At 74.1% G+C, this 15,161-nt stretch carries 12 protein-coding genes; 7 read left to right on the forward strand and 5 right to left on the reverse strand.

Annotated features, from left to right (window positions below; all coding sequences use genetic code 11):
- The first annotated feature begins 79 nt into the window (after positions 1 to 79).
- The 4 genes from ACFY7H_RS22970 (at position 80) to ACFY7H_RS22985 (ending at position 6,094) form a co-directional block, all read left to right on the forward strand.
- Positions 80 to 901: an ABC transporter ATP-binding protein gene (locus ACFY7H_RS22970; protein ID WP_388940684.1), complete on the forward strand. Its 822-nt coding sequence runs from the start codon at positions 80 to 82 to the stop codon at positions 899 to 901.
- A gap of 51 nt (positions 902 to 952) precedes the next feature.
- Positions 953 to 3,520, forward strand: coding sequence for an ABC transporter permease (locus ACFY7H_RS22975; RefSeq protein ID WP_388940686.1), 2,568 nt, complete (start codon positions 953 to 955; stop codon positions 3,518 to 3,520).
- Between the two features lie 180 nt (positions 3,521 to 3,700).
- A complete protein-coding gene (locus ACFY7H_RS22980; protein ID WP_388940689.1) occupies positions 3,701 to 5,065 on the forward strand; it encodes an AMP-binding protein in 1,365 nt (454 codons plus the stop codon).
- Between the two features lie 63 nt (positions 5,066 to 5,128).
- Positions 5,129 to 6,094 carry a glycosyltransferase family 2 protein gene (locus tag ACFY7H_RS22985; protein WP_388940692.1) on the forward strand — a complete coding sequence of 322 codons (966 nt, stop codon included), beginning with the start codon at positions 5,129 to 5,131 and terminating at the stop codon, positions 6,092 to 6,094.
- Positions 6,095 to 6,101: 7 nt separating this feature from the next.
- Here ACFY7H_RS22985 and ACFY7H_RS22990 read toward each other — a convergent pair whose 3' ends face one another.
- The 3 genes from ACFY7H_RS22990 to ACFY7H_RS23000 form a co-directional block, all read right to left on the reverse strand.
- The gene (locus tag ACFY7H_RS22990) at positions 6,102 to 7,313 is read right to left on the reverse strand and encodes a hypothetical protein (RefSeq protein WP_388940695.1); all 1,212 of its coding nucleotides are present in this window, start codon (positions 7,311 to 7,313) and stop codon (positions 6,102 to 6,104) included.
- Between the two features lie 287 nt (positions 7,314 to 7,600).
- Positions 7,601 to 8,587, reverse strand: coding sequence for an aldo/keto reductase (locus ACFY7H_RS22995; protein WP_388940698.1), 987 nt, complete (start codon positions 8,585 to 8,587; stop codon positions 7,601 to 7,603).
- A gap of 360 nt (positions 8,588 to 8,947) precedes the next feature.
- Positions 8,948 to 9,343 carry a cupin domain-containing protein gene (locus tag ACFY7H_RS23000; RefSeq protein ID WP_388940700.1) on the reverse strand — a complete coding sequence of 132 codons (396 nt, stop codon included), beginning with the start codon at positions 9,341 to 9,343 and terminating at the stop codon, positions 8,948 to 8,950.
- Between the two features lie 52 nt (positions 9,344 to 9,395).
- On the opposite strand from ACFY7H_RS23000, the gene ACFY7H_RS23005 reads away from it, so the two are divergent.
- Together ACFY7H_RS23005 and ACFY7H_RS23010 are read left to right on the forward strand one after the other, a co-directional pair.
- Positions 9,396 to 10,388, forward strand: a complete 993-nt coding sequence (locus ACFY7H_RS23005) for a GlxA family transcriptional regulator (protein ID WP_388940702.1) — start codon at positions 9,396 to 9,398, stop codon at positions 10,386 to 10,388.
- A gap of 30 nt (positions 10,389 to 10,418) precedes the next feature.
- On the forward strand, positions 10,419 to 10,742 hold the full coding sequence (locus ACFY7H_RS23010) for a putative quinol monooxygenase (RefSeq protein WP_388940705.1): 324 nt from the start codon (positions 10,419 to 10,421) through the stop codon (positions 10,740 to 10,742).
- A gap of 75 nt (positions 10,743 to 10,817) precedes the next feature.
- On the opposite strand, the gene ACFY7H_RS23015 is transcribed toward ACFY7H_RS23010, so the two are convergent.
- Together ACFY7H_RS23015 and ACFY7H_RS23020 are read right to left on the reverse strand one after the other, a co-directional pair.
- On the reverse strand, positions 10,818 to 12,941 hold the full coding sequence (locus ACFY7H_RS23015; protein WP_388940708.1) for an MMPL family transporter: 2,124 nt from the start codon (positions 12,939 to 12,941) through the stop codon (positions 10,818 to 10,820).
- Positions 12,938 to 14,560 (reverse strand): hypothetical protein, encoded by a 1,623-nt coding sequence (locus ACFY7H_RS23020; protein WP_388940710.1) that lies wholly within the window; start codon positions 14,558 to 14,560, stop codon positions 12,938 to 12,940. The genes ACFY7H_RS23015 and ACFY7H_RS23020 overlap by 4 nt, the downstream gene beginning before the upstream one ends.
- Before the next feature lie 247 nt (positions 14,561 to 14,807).
- On the opposite strand from ACFY7H_RS23020, the gene ACFY7H_RS23025 reads away from it, so the two are divergent.
- On the forward strand, positions 14,808 to 15,161 hold a 354-nt coding region (locus ACFY7H_RS23025), incomplete at its 3' end, for a rodlin (RefSeq protein ID WP_388940713.1).

Below are 15,161 nucleotides of genomic sequence, written 5' to 3' on the forward strand. Positions count from 1 at the left end.
AGGTCAGGGCCGTGAGGATGGATGTGTCCCCGGCGCGCGGCAGGTTCGCGCGGGCCGTCGTCCTCCAGGTGGAGCATCCATGTCGCACGCGTTTCCGTCCTCCCCCGTGCCGTCCTTTCCCGTGCCTCCCGCGGCCGTGCCCCCCGGGGCCGCGGAGGCCGTCGAGCCCGCCGCCCGCGCGACCGGCCTGACCAAGACGTACGGGAAGGGCGAGACCCGGGTCACGGCGCTGGACGCGGTGTCCGTGGAGTTCGCGCGGGGCCGGTTCACCGCGGTCATGGGACCGTCCGGTTCCGGCAAGTCCACGCTGATGCACTGCATGGCCGGCCTGGACACGGTGACCTCCGGTTCGGCGCGGATCGGCGGGGTGGAACTGTCCGGCCTGAACGACCGGCAGCTGACGCGGCTGCGCCGGGAGAAGGTGGGCTTCGTCTTCCAGGGCTTCAACCTGCTGCCCACGCTCACGGCGCTGGAGAACATCACCCTGCCGCTGCGGATCGCCGGGCGGCAGCCCGACACCGCGTGGAGGGACACCGTCATCGCCACCGTCGGGCTCGCCGGCCGGCTCGCGCACCGTCCGGCCGAACTGTCGGGGGGGCAGCAGCAGCGCGTCGCCGTGGCCCGCGCGCTGGTCTCGCGTCCGGAGATCGTGTTCGCCGACGAGCCGACCGGCAACCTCGATTCCCGTTCCGGCGCGGAGGTACTCGGCTTCCTGCGGGACTCGGTACGGGAGCTGGGCCAGACCGTGGTGATGGTCACCCACGATCCCGTCGCCGCCGCCCATGCCGACCGCGTGGTGTTCCTGGCCGACGGCCGCCTCGTGGACGAGCTGCGGGAGCCGACCTCCGGCGCCGTCCTGGACCGGATGCTCGCCTTCGAAGCCCAGGGCCGGGCCCGCTGACCGGCACCCCTCCTTCGCCCCCCGCTGCCGACGCCTTCCGAAAGCCCACCCATGCTGCGAACAGCCCTGCGCAACGTCCTCGCCCACAAGACGCGCCTGATCATGACCGCCCTCGCCGTCTGTCTCGGAGTCGCGTTCATCTCCGGCTCGCTCGTCTTCGCCGACACCACCACCGCCGCCTACCGCGCCTCCATGTCGCGCAACTACTCCGGCATCGCCGTCACCGTGGAGCCGAAGCACCCCGTGGGCGCCCCCGCCGACGAACGCGCCGGCGTCCTCGACGACGCGCTCGTGGCCGGGCTGGCCGCCGTGCCCGGTGTCGCCGCGGCCCGTCCGACCGCCGACGGATCGGTGACCCTGGCCGCGAAGGACGGCTCGCCGATGCGCGCCGGCAACGCGATGGGCAAGCTGGCGGCCGCCTACGTCCCCGGCGCCGACGGCACGGACGCCCGCTACCCCCTGACGGCCGGCCGCGCGCCCCGCGACGGCGGCGAAGTGGCCCTGGACCGGGGCACCGCACGGGCCGGCTCGTACGCCCTCGGTGACACCGTCACCCTGGCCTCGGACGGCCCCGTGCTGCGGCTGCGGCTGGTCGGCATCGTCTCCACGGACGACACCCGGGTCACGTCCGGCGGCACCCTCGCGGTGTTCGACAGGGCCACCGCCCAGAAGCTCTTCGCCGCCCCGGGCCGTTACACCGGGATCGACCTGTCCGCCTCGCCCGGCACCGACCCGTTCGACCTCGCACGGCGAGTGGGGGCGCTGCTGCCGGCCGACCGCGCCGAGGCCACCACTGCGGCTGCCAAGGCCCAGCAGCAGTCCGTCTTCATCGGTGCCAAAACGCGCGGCTACTCCCGGCTGCCGCTGGTCTTCGCCGTGGTGTCCCTCTTCATCGGCTCGTTCCTCATCGTCAACACCTTCACCATGCTCATCACGCGACGGACCCGGGAGATCGCGCTGCTCCGCGCGATCGGCGCCACCCGGCGCCAGGTGGTCCGCTCCGTGCTCGCCGAGGCCGCCCTCGTGGGCCTGCTCGCCTCCGTGACCGGATTCGGCCTGGGCCTCGGTGTCGCCGCCGCGCTGCCCCACGTGCTCGGCACCGGGGAAGCCCCCCTGCCCGACGGCCCGTTGGTGATCGGCCCCACCCCGGTCATCGCCTCCCTCGCCGTGGGCGTCGGCGTCACGGTCCTCGCCGCGTGGCTGCCGTCGCGCCGCGCCGCGCGGATCGCTCCCGTCGAGGCGATGCGCACCGCCGGGCAGCCGCCTTCCGCGAAGCCGTCCCGGATCCGGGCGGCGGTCGGCGCGGCCGTCCTGCCGGCGGGCGCCGGCCTGCTGCTCTCCCTGGGCGGCGCGAAGGACGCCTCGGACGAGAACCTGCGGACCGCGATGTTCGGCTGCGGCATCCTCGTGACCGGGCTCATCGTGCTGGCGCCGCTGCTTGCGGGTCCGGTGATCCGGTCGATCGGCCGGATCACCCGAGGGACCGGCTTCGTGGGCGGCCTCGCGAAGGACAACGCCCTGCGCGATCCCCGGCGTACGGCCGCCACCGCCGTGGCCCTGATGATCAGCACGGCGCTGGTGACGGGGCTCGCCGTCATCGGGCACTCCTCCAGCCGGGCCCTGGACGCCCAGGCGGCCGCCGGTCTGAGCGCCGATTACGTCATCGGCACCCGCAACACCACCACCGCCGTGGACGATGCCGCCGTCCGGCGGGTCGCCGACGTCCCCGGTGTCACGGCCGCCTCCGCCGTGTCGGACTCCGTCATCACCGTCGGGGGCGGGGCCGGGCAGGTCTCGGGCGTCGACCCGAAGAGCGTGGGGGCCGTCATGGAACTCCGGTTCACCAGCGGCTCCGCCGAGGGGATCGGGCCGGGCCGGATCGCGGTCTCCAGCGGCTTCGCCCGGGACCACCGGATCAGCACCGGTGACCGGATCACGGCGGCCATCGGTCCCGGCCGGGGTGATCGCGACCGGCCCTACACGGTCGTCGGGATCTACCGCGACAACCCCACCGCGCGGGACGTGCTCGCCGACCGCGGCGATGTCCAGCGGTACGGCTACCTGCGTGACTCCGTGCAGCGCGTCCTCGTGGCCGCCGCTCCGGGAGCCGCCACGGCCGACCTCGGGAAGCGGCTGCGCGCCGCCGTCGACAACAGTCCCCTGCTGAAGGTCCAGAGCCGTGCCGAGCTGGTCCGGGAGCAGGCGGGCGTCGCCGGTGACCTGCTCACCATGGTGTTCGGACTGCTCGCCATCGGGGTGGTCGTCTCGGCCCTCGGCATGGTCAACACGCTCGCCATGTCGGTCGCCGAACGCACCCGGGAGATCGGCGTCCTGCGCGCCATCGGGATGGACCGCACCGGGATCCGCCGCATGATCCGCCTCGAGTCCCTCATGGTCGCCGCCTACGGCACCCTGCTCGGACTGGCCGGCGGCCTGTTCGGGGCGTGGAAGGTCAGCGGACTGGCCAACGGGGCCATCCCGCAGTACGCCTTCTCCCTGCCCTGGGGCACCCTCGCCCTCGTCGTCCTCCTCTCCCTGGCCGTCGGCGCCGCGGCGGCCGCCCTTCCCGCCCGACGGGCCGCCGCGCTCAGCCCGCTGCACGCCGTCGCGGACGCGTAGCGCCCGTTCCACGGGGTCTGGCGTTTTGGACCTTCCGCTGACACGATCCGGCCGTCCTGGTCGGGAACGCGCCTTGCGCGCGGGTCCTCTGACGGACTGGAATGCCAAGGTCAGGGCCCGTCACCGCGCACCACGACCCACACGGTGCCCCGTCCGGAAACCGGCATGGAAGGAACCGCATTGGCATCCCTGCTCGACGGCTGCACCCCCTGGCCCGGGGAATGCGTCGACCGCTACTGGGCGGCCGGTCACTGGGGCGGCAACACGCTGGACAACCTGCTGCGCGGGTGGGCCCTGGAGTACGGGCCGCGGACCGCGCTGGTGCACGGCGGCACCCGCGTCACCTACGCGCACCTCAACCGGCGCGTGGACCGCATGGCCGCCGGGTTCCGGCTGCGCGGCCTGCGGCCCGGTATGCGGGTCGTCGTCCAGCTGCCGAACGTGCCCGAACTCGTCGTCACCGTGTTCGCCCTGATGCGGGCCGGCGTGGTCCCCGTCCTCTGTCCGGTCGCGTACCCCGCGTCCGGGGTGCCCGAGCTCGTACGGGTCACCCAGGCCGTCGGGTACGTCGGCCCGGCCACGTACCGGGGCTTCGACCACACGGCGTTGGCCGCGGACATCGCGGCCCGGTGGCCCTTCCTGCGGCGGGTGTTCACCTATGAGGCGCCAGGGACCGAGTCCCCGTACGGCGGTATGACGACCGACCCGTCGAACTGCCAGTACGCCCCGCTGGGTTCCATCGACGCCGCACCCGAGCCGGCGCTGCCGCTGAGCGCCGGCCAGGTGGCGTTCCTGCTGCCCGCCGACGGCGACGGGGGCACGCCGCGGCTCGTTCCGCGCACCCACAACGACTACGCCTACCAGGCGCGGGCCGCGGCCGGGCTGGTGTCGCTCACCGGGGACGACGTGTACCTCGCCGCGCTGCCCGCCGCGTCGGCCTTCGCCCTCGGGTGCCCCGGTGTCATCGGCACGCTCGGCGTGGGCGGCACCGTCGTCCTGGCCGACGGGACGGACCCCGCCGCGTGCCTGCAGGCCGTCGAACGGGAGCGGGTCACCCTGACCTCGCTGCCGCCGGCCGCCGCCGAGGCCTGGCTCGACGCGCTCGCCACGGTCCGGGCCGACGTGAGCAGTCTGCGTCTCGTACAGATCGGCGGCGGGCCCCTGTCCCGGGCGACCGCCGAGCGGGTGGAGCGCGAACTGGGCGGGCGGCTCCAGCAGGTGTTCGCCATGGCCGAGGGGCCGCTCGTGCTCACGCGGCCCGGCGATCCGGACGAGTCCGTGCTCACCACGCAGGGGCGCCCGCTGTCGCCCGACGACGAGGTCCTCGTCGTCGACGCCGACGGCCAGAACGTGCCCGACGGAGAGCCCGGCGAACTCCTGGTCCGCGGCCCGTACACCGCCCGTGGCTACTACCGGGCGGCCGGGGACAACGCCCGCTCCTTCACCGCCGACGGCTACTTCCGCACCGGTGCCCTGGCACGGCGCACGGCGTCGGGCGACCTGGTGGTGACCGGCAGGCGGCCCGAGCGGTCCCCGGCGGGCTGAGGACCGGCCGGGCGGGGCGACGTCCTCCCGGCCGACATGCCGGCTCTGGGCCCCTCCCGCATCATGAGTGCTGTGCACGAGCCACCGCGGGGACCGGTCTCTGTGTCGGTCGTGGTTCCCGTCTTCAACGAGGAGGAGGCCCTGCCCGTTCTCGCGGGGCGGCTGCGGCCCGTCCTGGACCGGGGTGGGGAACCGTACGAGGTCCTCGCCGTCGATGACGGCTCCACCGACCGGACGCCCCGCGTGCTGGAGGAACTGCGCCGTGCGTGGCCCCAGCTGCGCGTCGTGACCCTGCGGCGCAACAGCGGCCACCAGGCGGCCCTGACCGCCGGACTGCACCGGTCCCTGGGCTCGTACGTGATCAGCATGGACGCGGATCTCCAGGACCCGCCGGAACTCGTCCCGCAGATGCTGGCCCTGGCCCGGGCGGACGGTCTGGACGTCGTCTACGGCATCCGGAAGGACCGCTCCGCCGACACCGGGTTCAAACGCCGGACGGCCGCCGCGTACTACTGGCTCATGCGCCGCCTGGCCGGCTCCCACGTACCCGCCCAGGCCGGCGACTTCCGCCTGCTGTCCCGACCCGTGGTGGAGACCTTGAAGACGCTCCCCGAGCAGCAGCGGATCTACCGCCTGCTCATCCCGTGGCTCGGCTTCCCCGAAGGCCGGATCACCTACCAGCGCGGGGAGCGGGCCGCCGGGGCCACCAAGTACCCGCTGCACAAGATGGTCCTCCTGGCCCTGGACAGCATCACGAGCTTCTCGGCGGTCCCCCTGCGCCTGGCCACGGCGATCGGCGCCTCCAGTCTCGTCGTCTGCCTCGCCTTCCTCGTCTGGGCCCTCGTCGCCCATGCGAGGGGCAGCACCCTGCCCGGCTGGACCTCCTTGATCATCACGGTCCTGTTCTTCGGGGCCGTCCAGCTCTTCTGCGTGGGAATGCTCGGCGAGTACGTGGCCCGCATCTACACGGCCGTCCAGGGCCGCCCCACCTACCACGTCGCTCGCGACACGGAGGACGAACGGCGGTAGGAGACGGTCACACCAGGACTCCGGAGAAGAACATCGCCCCCAGCAGGGCGTACTGGAGCGCGCAGCAGGCCAGCAGGGGCACCTGGACCCAGCGGGACGCCCGCGCGACCAGGACGAGCCCGACGAACATCTGCGCGTGATTGCGGTACCACGACATCTCCGCACCCGCGAGGAACGGCACGAGGAACACCGCCTCCGTCAGGACCAGGGCGGCCCATTGCCCGGCGTCGAGCCGGCGGTCCCGTACGAGCAGGGCGGCGGCCGTCACCAGGACGAGCACGGCGAAGGCGGTGTTCAGCCACAGCTGCGTCCGGTGCGCCTCGAGGGCGTGCTCCACCAGGGGCGGAAGCGGTCCCTCGGGCGTGTACCAGTCGCGGAAGGGGAAACGGTACGCCTTGCCCATCTCCTCGAAGGGCTGGTGCAGGCCGCCCTGTCCGTAGCTGGATTCCTGGATGATCTCGTACGCGTCCCAGTGGCCCGTGGCCTGCCACATCAGCCATTTGGCCCAGAGCACTCCGCAGCCGGCGAGCGCGGCCGACGATCCGGCCTTGGCGAACCGCACCGGCCACGTGTCGCCCCGCCACGCGAAGAAGGCGCCGGCGAGCAGCATGCCGACGGCGACGGCACCCACGGGATGACAGGCGGCCGCCACGAAACCGCCGGCGGCGGCGACCCCCCAGGACCCGCGCCGCACTCCGGCGATGCAGACCAGGAGGGCCAGGGTGGCGGTGGCGACGGGGAAGGCGGCGTGGAGGTAGACCCCGCCGGGGAACACCGTACCGATGGCGAGGGTGAGGCCGGTGGCCCAGGTGAGCCGGGCCCCGAGCAGCCGCCAGAGCACCACGAACATGCCCAGCAGGGACACTTCGGTGAGGACGACGGCGGAGAGCTCGTAGGAGAGCCCGGTGGCCGACACCGCGCGGACCGCCATCGGGTATCCGGGGAACCAGGCGACGTTTCCGCACATGACGTCGCGGAAGTCGGGATAGCGGTCCCGGCACCGGAACATCTCGTAGCCGGTGCGGGCGATGGAAAGGTAGTGCGCGGAGTCCCAGCGGCTGCGGCCGCCGGTGGACCAGTACGCCACCCCCGACCCGTCGGCGGAGACCGATGCCCTCGCGACCATCCAGGTGAGGAGGTTCGAGACCAGCCACGCGACGACCGGCGCCCACGGGGCCCGGCGCTTCTCGCGGCCCGCCGGGCGGGTCGGTTCCACCATCTCCAGCCCCGCGATCGTCTCGTCGGCGGTGCCCGGTCCCGCCCGGGGCGGTCCGTGGTCCGCCGCATGGCCAGGCCGGGCGGAGGAGACCTGGCGGCCCGTACGGTGCCGTGCTTCACGGTCAGTCTGGCGAACGCCTCGCGCGGCTGCATCCGGGGGCGCCCGCAGGGGTCACGCCGACCGCACCGGCAGGCGTCCCCGGACCCACCGGTCCTCCGCACCGCCGAACGGGCGAAGGCCCCGGCCGGACCGTCGGACCCGCACCCGCCGGGCGGACCGGCCCGTGCTCAGTTGTCGACGAAGGTGAGGCTGGTGGCGTCGTACCGGGTGCCCGCGATCCGCTCCGCCGGCGCGGCGGCCTCGATGGCGGCGAGGTCCTCGGGGGACAGCTCCACGGCCAGGGCCGCGACGTTCTCCTCCAGGTAGCGCTGCCTCCGGGTGCCGGGGATCGGAACCACGTCGTCGCCCCGGTGCTGGACCCACGCCAGGGCGAGCTGCCCGGTGGTGATCCCCTTCGCCGCGGCCAGTTCGTCCAGCCGCGCGACGATCGCCAGGTTCCGTTCGAGGTTCCCCTCGGCGAAACGCGGCTGCGTGCGCCGGATGTCGTCCTCGGCCATTCCCTCGACCGAGCTGTACCGGCCGGTCAGGAAGCCCCGCCCGAGCGGGGAGAACGGCACCAGGCCGATGCCGAGTTCACGGCAGAGCGGGGCGGTCTCCGCTTCCAGGTCCCTGGTCCACAACGACCATTCGCTCTGCAGCGCGGCGATCGGGTGGACCGCGTGCGCCCGCCGGATGGTGGCCGTTCCGGCCTCGGACAGGCCGAGGTGGCGGACCTTCCCGGCCTGGACGAGCTCGGCCATGGCCCCGACGGTCTCCTCGATCGGCACCTTCGGGTCGACCCGGTGCTGGTAGTAGAGGTCGATGTGATCGACGCCGAGGCGTCGCAGCGACGCCTCGCACGCCTCCCGCACGTAGGCCGCGTCACCGCGGATCAGGGTGGGCTCGCCCAGCCGGTTGGCGAAGCCGAACTTGGTGGCCAGCACCACTTCGTCGCGGCGGCCGGCGACGGCCCGCCCGACCAACTCCTCGTTGTGGCCGAATCCGTAGAAGTCGGAGGTGTCGAGGAGGGTCACACCGAGGTCGAGGGCGCGGTGCACGGTCGCGATCGACTGCGCGTCGTCCGGCGTGCCGTAGCCGTGGCTCATGCCCATGCATCCCAGGCCCTGCGCGGAAACCTTCAGACTGCCCAAGTGCCGGGCGGGTACGCCGTTCATGCCGCTTCCTCCTGATCTCGGAACATCATCGGACCAGGAGGCTAGGTGTTGGAGCGCACTCCATGTCAACCGCCGCCTGCCGAGTCGGCCGACACGGGGCACGGGACACGGGACACGGCGCACGAGGCGTGGCGCACGGCAAAGGCCCCGGTCTCCGCGAGGAGGCCGGGGCCTTGATCGAGCGCTGGGCAGGCCTTGCACCTGCATTCCCCCACGGGAAGTGGGGTGTCTTTCCTTGGACCACCAACGCCGGTCCCACCACCGTGATTCCGCGGCGGCGAGCTCGAGATCAACTATACCGCAGCCCCGGGACTACGACGTCCCCCGGTCGCGGCTGCACCCGACCGCGCGAGGCGCCGCTCAGCCGCCGAGGCCCTGCCCGGTCGTCGCGTCCACGTGGTCCGGGACCTCCTCGTGACGGTCGCCCACGCTGAGCGTGCCGGAGGGCTCGAACAGGAGGAGCGCGGCTCCCGACGGCGCGGAGGGCTTGTGCTCGGTGCCGCGGGGGACGGTGAACACGGATCCCCTGGGGAGCAGGACGGTGCGTTCTCCTCCGGGCTCGCGCAGGGAGATGCGCAGTTCGCCGTCGAGCACGAGGAAGAACTCGTCGGTGTGGTCGTGGGCGTGCCAGACGTGTTCGCCCTCGACCTTGGCGACGCGGACGTCGTAGTCGTTGACGCGGGTGACGATGCGGGGGCTCCACAGGGTGTCGAAGGAGGCCAGGGCCGTGCTCAGGGAGATGGGACCGTTGCTCATGGGCCCATCCTGAGCGGTTCCGCGCGAGGGCCGTGAGTGCTAGGAATCGCAGATGCCGAAAGAATCCTCGCAGTCCCCGCGCCCGGCGGGCGTACACCGGGTCGTCGTGATCGTCGACGAGAACTCGAACCCCTTCGAACTGGGCTGCGCGACCGAGGTCTTCGGTCTGCGCCGGCCCGAGACCGGACGCGACCTCTACGCGTTCGGGCTCTGCTCCCCCGAGCCCCGGACGCAGATGCGGGACGGGTTCTTCACGCTCACGGGAGTCGCCGGGCTGGAGGCGGCCGACACGGCGGACACCCTGATCGTCCCGAACCGCCCCGACGTCGAGGTGCCACGCCGTCGGGCCGTCCTCGACGCCGTACGGCGGGCGCACGCGCGCGGCGCGCGCCTGGTCGGCTTCTGCAGCGGGGCCTTCACCCTGGCCGAGGCGGGAGTCCTCGACGGGCGCCGGGCCACCGCGCACTGGCAGTGGGCGGACTCCTTCCGGGCCCGGTTCCCCTCCGTACGCCTCGAACCGGACGTGCTGTTCGTCGACGACGGAGACATCCTCACCGCCGCGGGGAGCGCGGCGGCGCTCGACCTCGGACTGCACCTGGTCCGCCGCGACCACGGCGCGGAGGTCGCCAACGCGGTGAGCCGGCGGCTGGTCTTCGCGGCGCACCGGGACGGCGGCCAGCGGCAGTTCGTGGAGCGTCCGGTCCCCGACCTGCCCGACGAGTCCCTGGCGCCGGTGCTGGCCTGGGCCCAGGAGCGGCTGGACGCACCGCTCACGGTCTCCGACCTCGCGGAGCGCGCGGCGGTGAGCCCGGCGACGCTGCACCGCCGCTTCCGGGCACAGCTGGGCACGACGCCGCTGGCGTGGCTCACGGGGGAACGGCTCGCCCTGGCATGCCGGTTGCTCGAGCGGGGCGAGTCCCGCCTGGAGCTGGTCGCGCGGCACAGCGGGCTCGGCACCGCCGCCAACCTGCGCGCGCTGATGCGCCGCGAGACGGGCATCACCCCGTCGGCGTACAGGCGCCGGTTCGGGCCGGAGGCGGTGTGAGGGCGGCCGGGGCGTGCCTACAATGACTGAATGATCTTCATTGTGGTGAAATTCGCCGTCAAGCCCGCGTACGTGGACCAGTGGCCGGAGAAGGTCGCGGAGTTCACCCGCGCCACCCGCGCCGAGCCGGGCAACCTGTGGTTCGAGTGGTCCCGCAGCCTCGAGGAACCGGACACCTACGTCCTGGTCGAGGCGTTCCAGGACGACGCGGCCGAGGCGCACGTCACCTCCGAGCACTTCGCGGCGGCGTTGGAGACCATGCGTCCGATGGTCACCCGCACGCCCGAAATCGTCAGCACCACCATCGAGGGCGCCACCGGCTGGAGCCGGATGGGCGAGCTCCGGATCGACTGAACCGGCCGCGGCACCCAGTCTGCCGCCGCCGACCGCCCGGACGGACGCGGCAGACCGTCGCCCGGGCGCCCGTGCTCAGCGAACCGCCGCCTCCTCTCGCGGCGCCGTGGGCCCGCTCCCGGCGGCCGGGCGGGGGCGGCGCAGGGGGCGCGGGGACCACCAGTTGGCGCGGCCCAGGAGGGTCATGGTGGCGGGGACCAGGAGGCAGCGCACCAGCGTGGCGTCGACCACCACGACCAGGGTCAGCGCTGTCGCCAGCTGCTTCATCACCAGCACCTCCCCCGTCGCGAAGCCGGTGAAGACGATGCACATCAGCAGCGCCGAAGAGCTGATGATGCGGGCGGAACGCTGCACGCCCGCCTCCACGGCCAGGTCGTTGCCGGCGCCGGCGCGGTAGAGCTCCTGGATGCGGGAGAGCAGGAACACCTCGTAGTCCATGGACAGGCCGAAGGCCAGGGCGAACACGACCACCGGCAGCCAGTAGCCCAGGCCGCCCAGGGTGTGCACGCCCAGGAGCCCCGCGCACCAGCCGTCCTGGAACACCAGGACGAGCGCGCCGAAGGAGGCGCCGAGGGACAGGGTGTTCATCACGATCGCCTTCAGCGGGAGCAGCACCGAGCCGGTCATCGCCAGCAGCAGGACGTAGCTGGTCAGGGCGATCAGGGCGGCGGCGCGCGGCGCGTGCTCGACGACCTCGGCCCTGAAGTCGGCGTCGAGCGCGGCCCGTCCGGTCACCCACACGGGGAAGTCCGCCGGGCGGTCCGCGCGGAGCCGCTCCACCAGCCGGGTGGCGGTGGCCGCGTCCTCGTCGGGGACCGGTACGAGGCGGACGACGGAGACCCCGGGACCCGCGGCGGTGGCGGGTTCGATCCGCTCCACCTGCGGTACGGCCGCGAAGCGCTCCGCCCATGCCGTCAGCCGGGACGGGCCGGTGCGGGCCACGACCACGACGGCGTCGGCGCGGTGCTGGGGGAACTCCTCGGTGACCAGGTCGGCGAAGCGCCTCGCCTCGGTGCCCGGCGGGAGTTGCAGTTCGCCGACCGGGCTGACGAGGTGGACCCGCAGGAAGGGCGCGGCGGCGGCCAGCAGCAGCACCCCGACCCCGACGGCGACGGCCGGGGCCCGGCGGCGGGTCCAGCGGGCCAGCGCCGCGAAGGCACCCTCGTCGGCCTCCCGGCAGGCGCGGGCCCCGATCCGCTTCCCGCAGGCCCTGAGGAGTGCGGGGGTCAGGGTGACGGCGGCGGCCAGCGACAGCAGGACCGTGCCCGCCGCGGCCAGGCCGACGGAGGCGTAGAAGTCGCTGGGGAAGGCGGCCAGCCCGCTGAGGGCGGCCGCGACGACCAGGGCGGCGAACAGGACCGAGCGGCCCGCGCTGCCCATGGTCCGCACCACCGCCTCCGGGACGTCGTGGCCGGCGGCGAGCTCCTCCCGGAAGCGTCCGACGGTGAGCAGCGAGTAGTCCACGGCCAGGCCCAGGCCCACCATCGTGGTCGTCGACAGCACCGGGGAGGTGAGGTCGTACCAGCGTGACAGCAGCAGGAGCCAGAGCATCCCGGTGCCGATCGTGGCGACGGCGGCGAACAGCGGCACGGCGGCCGCCACGAGGCCGCCGAACAGGAGGTACACCACCCCCAGGGTCAGGGGCAGGGTGATCAGTTCGGCGCGCCGGGTGTCGGCCAGGGTCCGCGCCGCGACCTCGGCGCGCGCCCGGTCGCTGCCGCCGAGCGTCACCGCGGAGCCGGGCAGGGCCCGCCGCACGGCGCGCAGCCGGGCTTCCACGGCCCGCTCGCAGCGCCGGCGGTCCTGCCCGGCCTGCTCCCGGTCCAGCCGGACGGAAAGCAGCACGGCCCGCCGGCCGGCGGCGTACGCGCCTTCGGTGAGCGGGGTGACGGCGTGTACGCCGGGGACGGCGGCCAGGTCGCGGCGCGCCGCGGCGAGTTCCCGGCGGAGGGCCGGGTCGGTCACCGGCACGCCGGACACCACCGCGTCGATCTGGCCGCCGTAGGGGCGGACGCCGTCCAGCAGCCGGTTGCCGCGCACCGATTCGTGCGCGGCCACGCTCCAGGGCCGCCGGTCCAGACCGTCCGCCACCGGTCCGGCGGCGGCCGCCCCGGCGGCGAGGAGCAGCAGCCACAGCAGCAGCACCGGCACGTGGTGGCGTACGCAGACCAGGGCGAGCCGGGCGGGCACCGTGCTCATGCGGTGCATCGGCGGCCTGCGGCGAGGTAGGCGGAGCCGATGGTGACGTCGCCCGGTTCCCGTACGGTCAGCCGGACGAAGCCGTCCTCGCGCCTCCCCCGCATCGGTTCGAGGCAGCCGGCGTCGGCCGTCAGCCAGGGCGAGTCGACGATCCGCACGGTCACCGTGCCGGGCCGGGGCACGCGGACGGTGATCCCGGCCGCGCCGGAGCTCCGTACGGTGGCCGGCGGGTCCACGAGGGGAACGGCGTCCCGGACGCGGTAGATCCGCCAGTTCCGGTCCCGCCACACCGGCTGCAGGTAGGCGGGCGCGCCGGTGACCAGGGCGTGTTCGGCCTCGGAGGCGGCGTCGGGCGGGCCGTCGTGCAGGACCACGAGGCCCACGGCCCAGTGGTCGAGCCAGGCACGGTAGGCGTCGGGGGCGAGGCCGCCGGCCCCGTAGAAGAGGCGGCCGCGTTCCACGTCCGCCTGCCGGTTCCAGCCGCGGGCCAGCGTGACGTACGGGGCGAGGACGGCGGCCTCGCGGTGGCTGCGCGCCATGACGGCCTCCACCCGGGTGCGGTCCGCTCCGAGGCGGCCGAGCTCGGCGCGGACCCCGTCGGTCTGCGCCGCCCACGCCGGGACCCGGACGGTATCGGCGAGGTGGGCGGCCGTGTTCCCGCCCGTCCAGAGCAGGCAGAGGGCGAGGCCGGCCCCGGCCAGGGCGCTGCGTACGCGGCCGGACGCCGACGCGGCGGCGAGGAGCAGGGCGGGCGCGGCGAGGCAGCCGAGCCGCTCGACGTTCGTCCCCATCGGGGAGGGGACGGCGTACGTGAGCACGACGGCGGCCGCGTACAGCGCGGCGGTGCGTCTGACCCACGGCCAGCCGCGCGGTGCCGCCGCGAAGACGGCCAGGGACATCAGCAGCGGCGGCCAGATCCGCTCCGTCGGCATGGGCTGTTCGCCCCGGAAGGGGAAGAGCCAGGCCGTCAGGGCGAGTACGGCGCAGGGCGGCAGGAGCAGGACGGCGGCTTCGGCGGCCCGGCGGCCGGGCGCGGGCGGGAGCGCCGTGCCGATCAGGAGGAGGAAGAGTCCGGCGACGGGGCTGGCCATGGCGGCGAGGGCGGCGCAGAGCGCGGTGGCGCTGAGCCGTCCCGCCCGGCCGCCGGACGGCCGGGACCGGACTCCAAGTACCGCCGCGAGTCCGAAGGCGGCGCCCAGGACGAAGGTCGTACGCCCCGACGCCGCCTGGCACCACAGGGCGAGGGCCGCCGCCAGCGCGGGCCGTTCGGGCGACCGGACTCCGGTGCGCGCGCACAGCAGTCCGGCGAGCCAGGTCGCCGCCAGCCCGCCCGCCACGGTGACCGGGACCACGCCGAAGGCGGCCATGGCGTACGGCGAGACGAGGCTGTAGGCGGCGGTGTGCAGCCCCCCGTGCCAGGCGAGGTTGTACGCGGAGCCCGGGTGGCGGGCGGTGAAGTCCGCCCAGGCCGTCTGGGCCGCGAGGTCCCCTCCGCCGGTCGCGAGGACCGACGCCCACACGGCGTACAGCGGCAGCGCGCAACCGGTGGCGGCGAGCGCGGCCCTGACGGAGAGGGGGAAGGCGGCGGGCGGCCGCCGGACCAGGGCGACAGAGGTCATGGGCGGCTCCGGTCGTGGCTGCGCGTCGTCGAGGGGGCGGGGGCCGCAGCTTCCAACGACGGGCGGCGGCCGGTGTGGCGATGTTCCGGTCAGGGGCACCCGGTCGGCTCCTTGGGGGGCGCGGCGGGCGGGGGCGGCGCTCTGCCGTTCGGGTGACGCACCGCCACGTCCCCGGCCTTGTTCCCGTTACAAGGGCGGATCCCCCGATCCGGGGCTCGTTTCCGCTACAGCGAAGGACAGTTCTCGAATGCTGAAGAAGATGATGGTCACCGCAGCAGCCACCGCCGCCGCCGTCGGCGCGGGTGCCGCCGTCGCCGCTCCGGCCATGGCCATCGGCAACGACAACGGGATCAACACCGTCAACGGCAACGGCGCCCAGCAGATCTACGGCAACCAGAAGACCACCGGCGACCAGAGCCCCCAGCTCGGCCTGGTCCAGGGCACCCTCAACAAGCCCTGCATCGGCCTGCCCGCGAAGGTCAACGTCCAGTCGATCCTCGCCCTGGTCAACGTCGGCGTCCAGGACATCAACGTCCTGTCCAACCCGCAGAACCAGCAGTGCACCGAGAACTCCACCCAGGCCAAGGGCGACGAGCCGCTC

The sequence above is a fragment of the Streptomyces sp. NPDC012794 genome, assembly GCF_042901085.1.
Taxonomy (GTDB): Bacteria; Actinomycetota; Actinomycetes; order Streptomycetales; family Streptomycetaceae; genus Streptomyces.

Coding starts and splice junctions, on each gene's coding strand:
- ACFY7H_RS23005 (WP_388940702.1), top strand. CDS start 9,396: ATGCCGAAAGAATCCTCGCAGTCCCCGCGCCCGGCGGGCGTACACCGG.
- ACFY7H_RS23020 (WP_388940710.1), bottom strand. CDS start 14,560: ATGACCTCTGTCGCCCTGGTCCGGCGGCCGCCCGCCGCCTTCCCCCTC.
- ACFY7H_RS22990 (WP_388940695.1), bottom strand. CDS start 7,313: ATGGTGGAACCGACCCGCCCGGCGGGCCGCGAGAAGCGCCGGGCCCCG.
- ACFY7H_RS22970 (WP_388940684.1), top strand. CDS start 80: ATGTCGCACGCGTTTCCGTCCTCCCCCGTGCCGTCCTTTCCCGTGCCT.
- ACFY7H_RS22985 (WP_388940692.1), top strand. CDS start 5,129: ATGAGTGCTGTGCACGAGCCACCGCGGGGACCGGTCTCTGTGTCGGTC.
- ACFY7H_RS22995 (WP_388940698.1), bottom strand. CDS start 8,587: ATGAACGGCGTACCCGCCCGGCACTTGGGCAGTCTGAAGGTTTCCGCG.
- ACFY7H_RS23000 (WP_388940700.1), bottom strand. CDS start 9,343: ATGAGCAACGGTCCCATCTCCCTGAGCACGGCCCTGGCCTCCTTCGAC.
- ACFY7H_RS23015 (WP_388940708.1), bottom strand. CDS start 12,941: ATGAGCACGGTGCCCGCCCGGCTCGCCCTGGTCTGCGTACGCCACCAC.
- ACFY7H_RS23010 (WP_388940705.1), top strand. CDS start 10,419: ATGATCTTCATTGTGGTGAAATTCGCCGTCAAGCCCGCGTACGTGGAC.
- ACFY7H_RS22975 (WP_388940686.1), top strand. CDS start 953: ATGCTGCGAACAGCCCTGCGCAACGTCCTCGCCCACAAGACGCGCCTG.